We start from the raw sequence: 13,281 nt of genomic DNA on the forward strand, positions 1-13,281 counted from the left end.
GGGGCGACTCGCCGGCTGTGGCCAGGGCGCGGCAGGACTGTGGCAATAATGTGTAAAAGCACAGCAAATTGGGGTATCGGGGTGCCCGAGCGGGTCACCGCGAGCCGGGAGGCGGGCCGCCCGGCCCCAGCTCGGGGAAGACGGCGCGAGCCAGCGCCGTACTGTCCAGCGCGGGCGAGCTGGAGGTCTCGGCCGCCACGTAGACGCCGAACCCCGGGAGGGTGAAGCGGACCAGCCCGTGCCCGGCCGGCTCGATGATCCCCTTCTCGATGAGGCGGTCGCGCGGCGTGCTCAGGGCGCGGGACTCCTTGCCCAGTGCGGCCGCGATCTGGGCGCGCGGCACGGCCTCGGTGCCCGAGGCCGCCATCGCGACCATGAAGTCCTGCTCGGCCGGGGACGCGGCCTTCCAGCGCGCCCGGTAGAGGGCGCGCAGCTGTTCGGCGGCCCCGGGGTAGCCCCGGCGCACGTCGTCGACGCTGATCGTGTCGCCCGCATCGGGGCGCACCGCGTCCCAGGTCGCCGAGCCCACCAGCTGCAGGAAATAGGGGTAGCCGGCGGTGTCGGCCACGACCTGGCGCACCGCCTCGTCGCTCCACGACACGTCCAGCCCGGCGGCGGGCTCCACGATCGCCGCGGCGGAGTCCGTGGCGTCGAGGCGGTGCAGCGGGACGAAGGCGGTGCGCTCCCCGAAGGTCGCGGCGCGGGTCAGCACCTCGGGGGTCGAGGGGAGCCCGGCCGCGAACACGGCCAGCGGGTTGGCCTGGCGCTCCCCGTCGATGTTCTGCAGCGCGTTGAGCAGCACCGCGAGGTCGGCTTGGTTCGCCGCGTGGATCTCGTCGACGAAGACCAGCAGGCCCGCCCCGCCGTGCTGACGCACGAGCGTCGAGGTGTCGTGCAGGAGGTCCTCGAGCGCGCCGATCGGCGCCGACGGGGCCGGGGGCTGCGCCGGTCGCTCGGGGGAGAGCTCCGCGCTCACCTTCGCCCCCGGCAGGCCGACCTCCAGCTGGATCTTGTCCAGCCTGGTGCGCCAGCGCCTGGTCGCGGCGCCCGACAGCGCGTCGCTGCGCGAGATGCTGCGCTCGGTGGCGCGCACCAGCTCGCCGAGCACCGACCCGCGGTGCGCTGCGGCGACCCAGACACTGACGAAGCCGGCCGCGTCCGCGTCGCGCTGCGCCGCTCGCAGCAGCGAGGTCTTGCCGAGCCCGCGCGGGGCGTGGAAGGCGAGCAGGGAGCCGCCGAGCTCCCCGAACGTGGCCACCCGGCCGAGCCGGTCGCGGATCATCGCCCGCTCGTGCTCGCGTCCGGCCAGGACCCGAGGCACCTGCCCCGGGGTGTAGGGGTTGGGCAGCGCCATGCTCGCTCCGATGCTCGCTTTCGATTCTTTGTTATACCTGCCTCAGGTATATCAGTCGATCGGTCCCCGGTCAGTGCCGTACGTGCGGAGGCTCGTCAGGCACGGACTCGGTGCCGTCGCCGCCGCTGATGATGCACACCGAGACGAGCACCCCCAGACCGACCCCGCCAGCAGGACGCCGGTCAGGTAGCCGAGGGCCACCACGAAGGCGCCGAGCGCGAGCGTGACCCAGGGCCCGCACAGCCATGCTCTGGCCGAGCCCGTAGCCGGTCTTCAACGCGGCCATCGAACGCCGCGACGGGCGTCCCTGGCCTCGCCCCGAGAGCTGAGCGCACGCCCCGAGGGAGCCGAGGCTGGTGGCTCCGGAGCACGACCCAGCTGCTGGGCGGCCCGGGGCCTGGCGGCCTTGTGGCAAGCCCCCGGTGGCGCTATGCGTGGAGAAGGAGGGGGAGCTACCGTCGTGCGATGGCACGCGGCGAGATCTTCGCGATCCTGAACTGCCGGGACCTGGTGGCGACGAGGGCCTTCTACCAGCGGGTCTTCGAGGCCGAGCAGAGTTACGCCTACAGCGCCGAGGGGCGCGAGGTCTACGTCACTCTCGATGTAGGGGCGGGCAAGCTCGCACTCGGGCTGGGCACCGGGCCGGCCATGTACGGCGAGACGCCGCTGCCGGCCTCCGGTCACGCCGTGGACCTGTGCCTGTACGTGCCCGACCTCGACGCCGCCGTCTTGGCCGCGCCCGGCGCCGGCGGCCGCGTCGTCGTACCTCCCCAGGACATGCCCTGGGGAGAGCGCATCGCCTACCTCCAGGACCCGGAGGGCACCATGCTGCTCACCATCCAGGACCCACCCCCCACCTGACCCCCGCCGCCGAAAAGGCCCCTGAACGCCCGCCGTTTGGTCCCCAACGGCGAGGTTTCCCGGAGTTTCGCCGCCGTCTGTGACCAATCGGCGACCTCCCTTCTCCCGGTGCCGGCAGTACGTCGGGCAGAGGTCGGGGCGGGCGTGCACGGGGGAGGCTTAACCGTCCAGATGGACTGTTAAATTTCGGGCCATGACCGTGGTGGAGGAACGTCCCGCACTCGCCGGCCCGCGGGAGTGGGCCGCGCTGGCTGTCCTGGTCCTGGTGGTGATGCTGCTCGCCGTCGACGGGACCGTGCTCTACCTGGCGGTTCCCTCGATGACCGCGGACATCGCGCCGACGTCGGCCCAGCTGCTGTGGATCGGCGACGTCTATGGGCTGGTGCTCGCGGGCCTGCTGATCACGATGGGCAACGTGGCCGACCGGATCGGGCGCAAGCGCCTGTTGCTGATGGGCAGCGCCGGCTTCGGGGTCGCCTCGGTGCTGGCGGCGTTCGCCCCCGATGCCGGGACGCTGATCGCGGCCCGCGCCCTGCTCGGCGTCGCCGGCGCCACGCTGATGCCCTCGACGCTGTCCATCGTCCGGGCGATGTTCGCCGACCCCGCCCAACGCACCCGCGCGATCGCACTGTGGGCCGTCGGCGCCACCGCCGGGGGAGCGCTCGGGCCATTGGTGGGCGGCGTGCTCCTGGAGCACTACTGGTGGGGCTCGGTCTTCCTGATCAACCTGCCGATCATGGTGCTGGCACTGCTCGGCGGGTGGTGGCTGCTGCCGGAGTCCCGCGGAGCGGCCGACCAGCCGGTCGACCTGACGTCGTCGGCGCTCTCGATCGTCGCCATCGTGCCGCTGGTGTACGCCGTGAAGCACTGGATCGGATCGGGATTCGACGCGATCGTGGTGCTCTGCGGCCTGCTCGGCGTGCTGGCGGCCTGGGTCTTCCTGCGCCGGCAGGCTCGGTTGAGGGTGCCACTGCTCGACATCTCGCTGTTCCGGATCCCGGCCTTCGCCGGGGCGGTCGGCGCGAACACCCTGTCCATCTTCGCCTTCCTCGGCCTGCTGTTCTTCTTCTCCCAGTACCTGCAGCTGGTGCGCGACTTCGGCCCCTTGCAGGCAGGCATCGCCGAGCTTCCCGCGACCATCGCCTCGTTCGCGGTGATCGCCCTGATCGGCACCCTCGTCGCTCGCCTGGGCGCCGGGCGCTCGATCGGGGCGGGTCTCGGCGTGGCGGCGCTCGGCCTGGCCGGGATCGGGCTGACCACGTCCTGGACGTCGTACTGGGGCCTGGGCGCCTCCTTGGCCGTCATCGGCCTGGGCATCGGCATCGCGATGACCCTGTCCACCGACGCCGTCGTGAGCGCCGTCCCCACCCAGCGCGCCGGTGCCGCCGCCGCCATCTCCGAGACCGGCTACGAGTTGGGCGGCGCTCTCGGCATCGCCCTGCTCGGCTCGCTGCAGATGGCCATCTACCGCTCGCGCCTGGAGCTCCCCGCCGATCTCGGCGCGGGGGATACCGCCACGGTCAAGGACTCTCTGGCTTCGACGCTCGCCTCAGTCGAGGACCCGGGGGTGATCGCGACGGCGCAGGAGTCGTTCGCCTCCGCGATGCAGGCGACGTCGTTCGTGGCGGCGGCCGTGCTGTGCCTGGCTGCGGTGATCGCGTGGCGCACGATCCCCTCGCCGCTGCCCGCCACGGCGGTGCGCCACGATGGGTGAGCGACAGCTGGTGCGCGATAGCGAGCGCACGCGGCGCGCCATCCTCGAGGCGGCCGAGCAGGCGATCCTCCAGCGCGGCGCCAAGGTCAGCCTGGCCGACATCGCGGCACTGGCCGGGGTCACCAAGAGTGGGCTGGTGCATCACTTCCGGACGCGCGAGGAGCTGACCACAGGGCTCGTCGGGCACACCATCACGCGGATGTGGGAGGAGGTCCGCGCGAACGTCGATCTGAGCGAGGAGCAGCCCGGGACGTTCACCCGTGGCTATGTGCGCGCCCTCACCGGTGGCAGCGAGTACCTCACCCGGGTGCTCAACCCGACCGGGTTGCTCGCCGCCCTGGGCTCGCTGGGTGCCGAGGGTGCAGACCAGCTGGAGCGCGCCGACGCCCAGGCCTGGAACGACGCCTTCGCCGCGGACGGGTTGCCGGCGGGACGGGCCCAGCTCGTCCGCTACGCCGCGGAGGGGCTCGTCGCCTCGGCCCACACTCCCTATCTCACCGCCGAGCAGCTCGGCGAGATGCGCGCGCAGCTCCTGGAGCTCACCGAACCAGAACGAGTCCAGTAGCTGCGCGCCACAGGCAGATCAGCCGCACTGCCAGGTGAAGGCGATGTCCGAGCCTCGCGGGACGGTGGTGCCATCGGTGCGCGCCAACCAGTAGAGACATCCGGCGTCGCCCCAGCAGGTACCGGCGTCGTCGTCACTGCCGACCTGCAGGAGCGGGCGCCAGCGCAGCGCCTCGGCGATGTGGGCGCGGTTGTAGGCCGCCTTGCGCAGCCGAGTCTCGGCCGCCTCGAGCTCGACGAGTCCCTGCACGGGATGCTCCCACCCCGGCCAGGTGAGCACCTGGACGCCGGTCAGCGTCACCAGCGGGTCCCTCGTCGGCGCGGTGCCGAGGACATGCAGCAGCCGCGACCCGGGCAACGACTCGGGGTCGCTGCTGTCGACCACGGCACCTATCCCGTCCGGGTCGTCGAAGTAGAAGGCCAGGTAGCGGCCCTCGGACGGCAGCGTGAGACCCGCGTCGAGGCCGGTGGAGGCCAGGACCGCCAGGTCGACCTCGGCAACGAGGGCGAGCGGGCCGTACCCGGGCCACTCCGGCCACGCCGCGTCGCCGGGCAGGTCGGGGGTGCCGCCGAGTCGGGCGACGATCGTGTCACCGCCCCGGGCGGGCATCAGCTGTACGGCGGGGCGGAGCAATCCCAGCCAGCGCTGAGCCGTGGCGTCGGGGAGATGAGCGTGAGCGAGTCGACTGAGGTGGTCGTACGTGCGTCGGGTCACAGCGCCGCAGTGTGGCAGAAACCGCGGACAGGAGAGTGGGGCAGCGCGTCGCCGACAAGCGACGGCCAGAGGAGCGCAGTTATAGAGCAGATGTTCTGATACCTTTCCCGGCACATTCCATCTTGCCTCCGCGAGCCACCGAGAAAGGGGAGTGGGCATGCCCTCCCTCACCAACGACGGCGTCATCTGGCTGCTTGACCTGGGCGCCGACGAGAACCGCTTCTCCCCGGCGCTGCTGGAGATGGTGATGGCGCAGCTCGACGAGCTCGCCACGTCCAGCGAGCCGGCGGTGCTGGTCACCACGGGCACCGGCAAGTTCTTCTCCAACGGCCTGGACCTGGACTGGCTGGGCGCCCACCCCGACGAGCTGGTCTCGTACGTCGCCCAGGTCCACGGCCTGTTCGCCAAGGTGCTCACCCTGCCCATCCCGACCGTCGCGGCCGTGAACGGGCACGCCTTCGGGGCCGGGGCGATGCTGGCGATGGCCCACGACTTCCGGGTGATGCGCAGCGACCGCGGCTACTTCTGCTTCCCCGAGGTGGACATCCACATCCCGTTCACCCCGGGGATGGCCGAGCTCATCCAGTCCAAGCTGACCCCCCAGGCGGCCGTCGAATCGATGACCACCGGGCGCCGGTACGCCGGACCGGAGGCCCTGGCGGCGGGGATCGTGGATGCCACCGCCTCCGAGGCCGAGCTCACCAAGACCGCCGGCGCACTCATCCGCGACCTCGCCGGCAAGGACCGCGCGACGCTGGGGAAGATCAAGGCCACGATGTACGCCAGCGCCGTCGACGCGCTGCGACGTACCGAGGACTGAGCGTTGGGCCGCCCGCGCGAGCACGACCTGGACGACCTGCTCGACCACGCGCGCGCACTCTGGGTCGAGAAGGGCACCGCCGGCCTGACGATCCGTGCGCTGAGCGCGCGTTCCGGAGTCTCCAGCGGCGCCATCTACCACGCCTTCGGCTCTCGGGAGAACCTGTTGGCCCGGGTCTGGGCGCGCGAGGCGCGGGCCTTCCTCGCCTTCCAGTCGACCTCCGTGGCCGAGGCACTGGCGCAGGGCGGCGCACCGCGGGGCGTCCTCGCGGCGTCCCTCGCGCTCGCCGACTATGCCGACGCCCATGATGAGGCGGCGCGCCTGTTGATGGCCGTCCACGTCGGCACCGTCCTCGACTACGACCTGACGCCGGCGGTCCGAGCCGACCTCGACGGCCTGCGTGCCGAGCTCAGCGCGTTGATCGTCGGCCTCGCCGCGGCGCTGTGGCAGCGCGAGGACACGGTTGCCACCGCGCTGATCACGATGTGCGTGGTCGACCTGCCCGGCAGGCTCCTCCTCGCCAAGGGGCGCGTCGCGAGCCCGCTGGCCCGCCACGCGCTCGCCGCCGCGGTCACCGGCCTCACCAGCGCCGAGCCGCCCCCAGCGCCGGGGGAGAGCCCGCGAGGCTGACGCGCCCGAGAACCGAAAGTAAAGGCGCTGCAGTGCTTGCCTACTGGCGGGTCATGGCCGAGGGTGAGCACCCCTTTCAATTCTCGGAACGAAGGACCCTTCTGTGAACACACGTCGCCTCTCCGCGTTCGCCCTCTCCGGGGCGCTCGCACTCTCCGTCGCCGGACTGACCACCGGAGCACCGGTGCAGGCCAAGCCGGTCAACTCTCACTGCGGCACCGAGGCCGGCGGCAACTCCGCCGGCTTCGTCAACCATCGCCAGCTCACCCAGTCGCTCGAGAAGATCGAGCGCACCAGCAAGGGCAACGTCCAGGTCGACGTGATCGGCCGCAGCAACGAGGGCCGGGAGATCTACTCGGCCCGTGTCGGCACCGGTGACACGGTGATGTTGGTGCAGTCGCAGATCCACGGCAACGAGAACCACGGCACCGAGGCACTGCTCAACATGCTGCAGCAGTTCGGCGGCAACAGCCCCGCGGCGCAGGAGATGCGCGAGGGCATCACGATCGTCGCCGTACCGCGGTTGAACGTCGACGGCGGTGAGCACCAGCACCGGCAGAACGACCAGAGCTGGGCGCAGACCGTGCAGCGCTTCCCGCAGCTTGCCGGCTCTACCCCGACCTGGAACTACAACCCCAACGTGCCGGGCTTCGACACCAACCGCGACTTCAATCCCGACCTGGACTACGTGCCGCAGCCTGCGGACGTTCCGGGCGACAGCGGGTCGGTCGGCTGGTACCTGACGCCCGAGGCCCAGACGGTGCGTGAGGTCTACCGCGACCTGGAGCAGGAGTTCGGCACGGTCGACTACTTCGTCGACCTGCACAACCAGGGACCCTGCTACCTGGTCGAGGGCACCAACCGGTTGTCCACGCTCTCCATCTCGGGTCGCTTCATCGACGACCCGGCGCAGCACGGCACGTGGCCGGAGTTCGACTACGACGCCTCGCGCCGCGCCAACGTCGCCATCTATGACGCGCTGAAGGACCGCAGCGGCGCCGGTTCGGGCTTCGGCGACGTCACGCTGTACCCGCAGGACACCAACCTTCCCGGCACCGCGCTGGGCTCGTTCGCCCTGCGCGGCAGCGCCACCGTGTTGTTCGAGACCAGCTCGCAGACCCAGTCCACCGGACTCAAGGGCAACGGGATGCTCACCAAGCAGGTCGAGATCGGCCTGCAGGGGCTGATCGACGCGATCGTCGACGGGTCGGTGGACACCCTCGACCCGAACGCCTACGAGGCCATCCCCAACCGCATGCCGGTGCCGACGAACTGACCCCTCGAATCGCATAGCCGCCGCCTCGCCCCGATCCTCATAGAGGTCCGGGGCGAGGTGCGAGCGGGGGGGTGGGGGAGCGGCGCCCCGCTCCTCCGTCTAGCGGAGAAGTGCCTCACGCTGCGGGTCGTAGCAGACCAGACCGTGAGCACGGGCCAGCCCAGCAGCGAACTCGGATGCCTCCTCGGCAGCACTCCACACCAACGAGAAGTAGATCGAGTCGCCGCGGGCGTTGGCGATGAGCGGGCCGTCGGCCCAGGGGGAGTCCTCACCGGCGTCGTCGGTGAGGTCGGGCCAGCGCGCCAGAAGGGCGTCGACGTAGGCACGGATGCCAGGCGTCGGCGCTGCGTCGCCACCCGCGTGCTCGGCTCGATCCATGAGCTGGGCGAAGATCACGGTGGCCGACTCGTCGTCCTCGGGCAGGACGCCCTCCCACACGGCAAGGTCATAACTCATGGGGGCACCCTGCCACGGATGGCGAGTACGCCCTGCCTGCTGCACGGGTCCGGTCAGACGACGACGAGCTTGCTTCCGTCAGGCTCGTGATCGGCCATCGCGACACTCTGGATCGAGGGGTCGTCGTAGGTGTTCCAGTAGTACGTCTTGGTCCGCGCAGAGAAGAGCCCGGTGTAGATGGTCTTCTCGAACTCGCCGTCGCCCATGGCTGCGCTGCCGTCCACCATGGCGACCTGCTGGAGCGTGTGGAACGCCCTGCTGACGTTCTCCTCCTCACTCGCCTTGTCCGGGTAGTGCGCGTTCACGTAGGCCGCGCGCACGAACCGGGACGGCGAGTAGTAGTCCCCGGGGATCCCTCGCATGTGTGAGCCCGAGCCGAACGGCCCCAGGTGTGCCCGCCCGAGCACGAGCTCCTCGGGAAAGGCGGGTGACGTGTTGAGGTAGTTGCGCAGGTTCTCGTGGTGCCACGAGAAGCCCGGCTGGTTGGCAAGGACGTCGACGTCGTCGTCGAAGACCTGCAGGCCGTCGCTCGTGGACTCCACCACGATGGCGCGACTCGAGTCGCCGATGATCCAGTGCAGGAGCGAGCTCGGGTACTTCTCATTGATGGGCTTGTCGACGATGACGACGTCACCGAGGGCGGCCTCGACCTCGTCGACGCTGGCGAACTGGGAGGCCACCCAGAGCGGGAACTCGAAGGCGGCGACGTTCGTGGCGCCGTCGACCGGCTCCTGCGCGTAGCGCGCGTAGCCCGGGAAGTTGAGGCCCGCCACGGCCAGGCCCGCGTCGTTGCCGCAGTCGAAGTACAGGGGTGTGTCTTCCTCCACGATCCCCATGCCGATGACGGCGTACTGGATGCGCGGCACGGCGCCGAACGGTGAGTTCGTCTCGTATGCGGTGGGTGTCAGCACCACCCGCTCGCCGTAGCCGTACGTCCAGTCGAGGTTGCGTGCGAGATAGAGATTGCTTCCATCGGAGAACCTGATGCTCGTGCACATGTCGTTGCCCCTGCCTGTGGGCAAAGCTGCGACGGCCTCGCGTGACAGTCGCCGCCGGCCCTCGCTCGTCCGGTGCGCCTTGGCCCGATCGGGCCGTGGTGGTTGTCCTTTGCAGCGTAGCCCGGGGGGAAACACCCGGGAATCCCCAGCAATCCCCAGCGAACTGGGGCGTGCCTCCGCGAGCCGAGCGCAGGCGAGGAAGCTGCGAGATAGGGGAGCCTCGTGCCTTGGCGTAGCAGCGTGAGGAAACGATCAGGCCGATGGCTGGCAGCTTGCGACCTCTAGATCGCCAGAGGATTGGCCGCCAAACCCACAAACAGGCCCGTCCCAGATGAGAACAACAGCGGGGTGGCCCATCGCACGTGGAACTCCGGAATGAGCTTTGTCGCCCACTCATACGCCGCCCCCGAAGCCCCATGAGGCCGCGGCCAGCACGAACATGAGAGCAACAAGGTCGTCCACATTCCCCCACGCGCTCTGTGAGAGACCACGTGCCAGATAGAACGTGACCAGTGAGAGAGCCAGACCAACGCCGATGTATCCCATCGGAGCGAACTCGGGACGGTCGTTGCCGCGTCGCAGAGCCGCGATGAGGCACGCGGCGAAGTGCGCGATGGCGAGGATGACGCCAAGGCCGCTGGAAGCGATGGCTAGGCCCGAGAAGACGTCATCCATCAGCCGCACTGCTCCTCGATGGTGTCGATGTCGGCCGCCACTCGTTGGATAGCCGCCACCTCTAGAGCGTCGACCAACTCCCACTCAGCCGTGACGAGGTCCGGCCACGATCGTGAGACTCCTCCAAGAGCGGGCAGTCAATACCCGTGGTTCTGTCTAGGCCCGTTCTAGCGATAGGACCATAGTCCTCTATAAGTCGAGTTCCGACTTTTTTGCTGAGGTGAATGCATCGCTGGGTGGACGACTTCGCCTGCGCCCTTCAAGGGTGAACCCTACAAAGAGGGCACTGAGCCCACTGACTGCAGACGGCGTCACTCGCTGGGACAAATCGATGAGACCAGTCAGGTCCAATGCGATGGCCACCAGCACGACCAGTCCGACGACTGCGGCGCCATAGAGCAGCGAGCGAATGAGTTCCATGCGGACCAGTCTGTACGCCACAGCAGTTTTGTCACACTCGCTTCGCCCCGCGTCAGGCAAAGGAGTGACTGCTGTGGTCCGCCTGCGGTGGAGAAGCTCGCTTGACGAATGCACTTGCGCTTTCCCGCGCGCCCCAAAAGGCGGCTCTGACCAGTGGACATAGCGCCCGAGGCGACCCGCCGATAATATTGCCGTGGTGCGGAGAGGGTGAGGCGGCTCGATTCGAACCAGGGCCACCCCGGCCTGGACGTCACATCTAGCCGATGAGCAGGCCCCGCTGGGAACAGCAGATCAAGATCTGCCGAGCTCGGCCTCAAGGACCACAACGCGGTGGGCTAGTTCTTGGCGTCGATGCTCGATCTTTTGCCTGTCGATCGCAGTCACTCGCCGAAACTGTAGGTTCAGGACCGCGTCTGCCTGCGTCTCGTTGAAGCCGAATCGCTGCGCGAGGGCTCGTCGCGCACTCTCCGGGTCCGAGGCGCACAGCATCGTGTCGAGCGCCGCGTGGGCGTCATCGATGGCGACTGCGAGGGCCTCGTAGACCTGCAACTCGTAGAGCGTGTTCCGCAACTCGACGTCAGCAGTGAGTTCGGGATCCCGGCCAGTCATAGCCGAAGCGTGACATGACCGTGTGAGATAGGCCGGTGAACAACTCGGGGATCGTCTCCGCGATCTAGATAGATCATTCAGCTGGTCGAGCTTTTGCGTCGGACGGGTGGCGTTGGAGACGAACCTGAGCCGGCTGCACCGGCTCCCGGCGGGTCAACTACTCGTTGACCTGCGGAAGGAACACGGCGCGATCAGCCTCGAGATCATCCAGTTGTGGCAACGAGCAATCGGTGAGCGCAACAGGCTTATCCATCGCTTCTTCATCCAGCACATGGAGGCGGAGCGCTTCAACACCGTCGCTGGTTTTCAAAGTGCTGTGTCGGACGCCGACAACATCCGTGTTCTGCTCTCGCGAGCGGCCGAGACCTGTGCGGATGTGCGGCGGACAACGCTCCGAAACGTGCAGCGACTAGTTGGCGAGTCCGACGAGTGACCGGCCTCTGACTAGCAGAACGGCGGGAAGGACTAACCGCCGATAACTTACATTATGTAAGTTGGTAGTCTGCGCATTGCATCAGATGAGTCACCGCGGTCGACCTCAGCCACTACCCCCGCGATACATGGCTGGAACGTCGCTTGACCTTCGCACTCGGATCTGGGACCTGAGGGGCACCGTCTACGCAGCGAAGCGGGGCTAAGACTAGTAGAACCGTGCACGTCGCCCAGTGCGCCCGACACGCCGTTAACTTGCGCAAACACGAGAGTCTCATCGGATGCAATGATGACCCGCTCCTGAGTGCATATCTGGCGGGTCTTGCCTTAAGGGCGCGGGTCGCTAGGCCTGGCGAACGCTGCGGCGGTGAGGAGCAGCCCCGTCCCGATCAGCCAGTACGCCGCGGCCGGAAGGTCCGTCAGGAAGGCCATGGCGGCGCACCCGGCCCCGAGAATAGAGAAGGCGATCGCGAGAACGCGTCTGTATTTAAGCATACTTGATCCACATGAAGGGTTCGTAGCCGAATGGGAAATGCGAAGTATTCGAGCCGAGTCTGATGCCAAGCCCATAGGCCGTCGCGTAACTCTTATACGTCCATGAGGCGGATATCTCGATATCTCTGCCGTCCGCGAACGCCACCCACAGCCCCCATGTTGCGATGAGCAAGCCGTTGACAGCTCCTCGTGCCCTGCTTGACACTCGCGCCACATGTTTTCCAGGGAGGCCAGCCCTGCTGTCAATGATAGTCTTCAAGATTCCGGCAACAAATCCAATGACGGCCGCGGCCTTCGTATACTTGACTTGATCCTTCGGTGTCACGAAGACCGACAACTTAATGTTGTATAAGGTCCCCTTGGCGCCCGACCAAGCGCACCCAAAGATCCGTTTCATGGCCCCGCTATTCATGCAGCTGCCAGCCGAAAAATTCTTGGTCGTCCAAGAGATCATTGTCCAGGCTTCGCCTGAGACATCCATCTGGTTGACGGGGTCAGTTGGGTAACTGTATCGGTTGGCGCCGCCGTCCTGCACCGGGTCAGGCGAGAGGAAGAGCCCAGTGGTTGGGTTGTAAAGCCGACCGCCCATCAGTGTAAGACCCCCGACGCTATCGGTAGAGCGTTGATGGGTGCCAAGCCATCCGTACCGACCAGGATTGCCCCCAATCGGGTTGCCGTACTCGTCTGCTTCGCCGTAACTGTCAATGCTGCTCCTCCGTCGCCGACACGTAAGGCCCAAGCGCGATGTGCCCAGTACGACATTGCGGCTGGCTTCCAACTACTCGTTCCAACGTCGGCCCTGGATAGTCAGGATTGGGGTGTCACAGGGCGACAAGTCGTAGTCGTCGTATACCAGGTATCGCTTGTCTGGCGGCTGGATCCAGACGAGTTCTCGTACGTGTTGTACGGCCGCCTCGAGGTCGCCCCACGGGATTGATACGAGGTTGTCCCACTGATCCGGCGTCATGACGATCTCGATCACGGTCGAAGTCCCATCAGTCTGAGGAACGTTGACAACAAGGCCGTACGGATGGCGTTGCTCCACCACCCCCAACGAGCCCAAGACGTTGACCAGCTCGGTCCACCATGGGTCAGCTTCGACGCTCATTTCCTCAGCATCGCACGATCTGGGGCCCAGCAACTCCACGTGGCCGGGGACGGCAACGGATCTATGTTCACGGTGACGTAGTTGTATCCCGCGTCTGACGTGGCGCCACACGTGCTCGCCGACACGAGGATCAACACGTTGTCGGACCTGGCGG

Annotated in this window: 16 protein-coding genes; 7 read left to right on the forward strand and 9 right to left on the reverse strand. The window is 67.9% G+C overall.

The genetic code is table 11. The features are described 5' to 3' along the window. Window positions 1–94 precede the first annotated feature (94 nt). A complete protein-coding gene (locus AC6EI4_RS11135; RefSeq protein WP_498422732.1) occupies window positions 95–1,354 on the reverse strand; it encodes a DUF8462 domain-containing protein in 1,260 nt (419 codons plus the stop codon). A 465-nt stretch (window positions 1,355–1,819) separates the two neighbouring features. On the opposite strand from AC6EI4_RS11135, the gene AC6EI4_RS11140 reads away from it, so the two are divergent. From AC6EI4_RS11140 to AC6EI4_RS11150, 3 genes are all read left to right on the forward strand, one after another. Beyond that, window positions 1,820–2,215, forward strand: a complete 396-nt coding sequence (locus AC6EI4_RS11140) for a VOC family protein (protein WP_498422731.1) — start codon at window positions 1,820–1,822, stop codon at window positions 2,213–2,215. A gap of 193 nt (window positions 2,216–2,408) precedes the next feature. Beyond that, a complete protein-coding gene (locus tag AC6EI4_RS11145; protein WP_498451474.1) occupies window positions 2,409–3,929 on the forward strand; it encodes an MFS transporter in 1,521 nt (506 codons plus the stop codon). Further along, window positions 3,922–4,494 (forward strand): TetR/AcrR family transcriptional regulator, encoded by a 573-nt coding sequence (locus AC6EI4_RS11150; RefSeq protein WP_498451475.1) that lies wholly within the window; start codon window positions 3,922–3,924, stop codon window positions 4,492–4,494. Before AC6EI4_RS11145 ends, AC6EI4_RS11150 begins: the two co-directional genes overlap by 8 nt. Before the next feature lie 18 nt (window positions 4,495–4,512). Here AC6EI4_RS11150 and AC6EI4_RS11155 read toward each other — a convergent pair whose 3' ends face one another. Next, window positions 4,513–5,103, reverse strand: a complete 591-nt coding sequence (locus tag AC6EI4_RS11155; protein ID WP_498451476.1) for a DUF1963 domain-containing protein — start codon at window positions 5,101–5,103, stop codon at window positions 4,513–4,515. A 262-nt stretch (window positions 5,104–5,365) separates the two neighbouring features. Here AC6EI4_RS11155 and AC6EI4_RS11160 point away from each other — a divergent pair, with 262 nt between their 5' ends. The 3 genes from AC6EI4_RS11160 (at window position 5,366) to AC6EI4_RS11170 (ending at window position 7,934) form a co-directional block, all read left to right on the forward strand. Beyond that, window positions 5,366–6,028 (forward strand): enoyl-CoA hydratase/isomerase family protein, encoded by a 663-nt coding sequence (locus AC6EI4_RS11160; RefSeq protein ID WP_498451477.1) that lies wholly within the window; start codon window positions 5,366–5,368, stop codon window positions 6,026–6,028. A 3-nt stretch (window positions 6,029–6,031) separates the two neighbouring features. Continuing rightward, the gene (locus AC6EI4_RS11165; protein WP_498451478.1) at window positions 6,032–6,658 is read left to right on the forward strand and encodes a TetR/AcrR family transcriptional regulator; all 627 of its coding nucleotides are present in this window, start codon (window positions 6,032–6,034) and stop codon (window positions 6,656–6,658) included. 103 nt (window positions 6,659–6,761) lie between these two features. Beyond that, window positions 6,762–7,934, forward strand: a complete 1,173-nt coding sequence (locus tag AC6EI4_RS11170) for a M14 family zinc carboxypeptidase (protein WP_498451479.1) — start codon at window positions 6,762–6,764, stop codon at window positions 7,932–7,934. 99 nt (window positions 7,935–8,033) lie between these two features. Here the strand turns inward: AC6EI4_RS11170 and AC6EI4_RS11175 are convergent, their stop codons facing one another. The 5 genes from AC6EI4_RS11175 to AC6EI4_RS11195 all read right to left on the reverse strand — a co-directional run bounded on the left by AC6EI4_RS11175 (window position 8,034) and on the right by AC6EI4_RS11195 (window position 11,092). After that, entirely contained in the window at window positions 8,034–8,390 is a 357-nt protein-coding gene (locus tag AC6EI4_RS11175) for a hypothetical protein (RefSeq protein ID WP_498422720.1), read from the reverse strand. 53 nt (window positions 8,391–8,443) lie between these two features. Next, on the reverse strand, window positions 8,444–9,388 hold the full coding sequence (bsh, locus tag AC6EI4_RS11180; protein ID WP_498422719.1) for a choloylglycine hydrolase: 945 nt from the start codon (window positions 9,386–9,388) through the stop codon (window positions 8,444–8,446). Window positions 9,389–9,781: 393 nt separating this feature from the next. Further along, window positions 9,782–10,063, reverse strand: a complete 282-nt coding sequence (locus AC6EI4_RS11185; RefSeq protein WP_498422717.1) for a hypothetical protein — start codon at window positions 10,061–10,063, stop codon at window positions 9,782–9,784. Window positions 10,064–10,252: 189 nt separating this feature from the next. Beyond that, a complete protein-coding gene (locus tag AC6EI4_RS11190; protein ID WP_498422715.1) occupies window positions 10,253–10,483 on the reverse strand; it encodes a hypothetical protein in 231 nt (76 codons plus the stop codon). Between the two features lie 291 nt (window positions 10,484–10,774). Beyond that, complete coding sequence (locus AC6EI4_RS11195) at window positions 10,775–11,092, reverse strand: hypothetical protein (RefSeq protein ID WP_498422713.1); 318 nt, start codon at window positions 11,090–11,092, stop codon at window positions 10,775–10,777. 106 nt (window positions 11,093–11,198) lie between these two features. On the opposite strand from AC6EI4_RS11195, the gene AC6EI4_RS11200 reads away from it, so the two are divergent. Further along, window positions 11,199–11,525, forward strand: a complete 327-nt coding sequence (locus AC6EI4_RS11200; RefSeq protein ID WP_498422711.1) for a hypothetical protein — start codon at window positions 11,199–11,201, stop codon at window positions 11,523–11,525. 486 nt (window positions 11,526–12,011) lie between these two features. Here the strand turns inward: AC6EI4_RS11200 and AC6EI4_RS11205 are convergent, their stop codons facing one another. Both AC6EI4_RS11205 and AC6EI4_RS11210 read right to left on the reverse strand, forming a co-directional pair. Beyond that, a complete protein-coding gene (locus AC6EI4_RS11205; protein WP_498451480.1) occupies window positions 12,012–12,797 on the reverse strand; it encodes an RHS repeat-associated core domain-containing protein in 786 nt (261 codons plus the stop codon). Further along, window positions 12,798–13,127 (reverse strand): hypothetical protein, encoded by a 330-nt coding sequence (locus tag AC6EI4_RS11210; protein ID WP_498451481.1) that lies wholly within the window; start codon window positions 13,125–13,127, stop codon window positions 12,798–12,800. Between the last annotated feature and the right edge of the window lie 154 nt (window positions 13,128–13,281).

The sequence above is a fragment of the Nocardioides sp. Z43_10 genome (assembly GCF_059766615.1).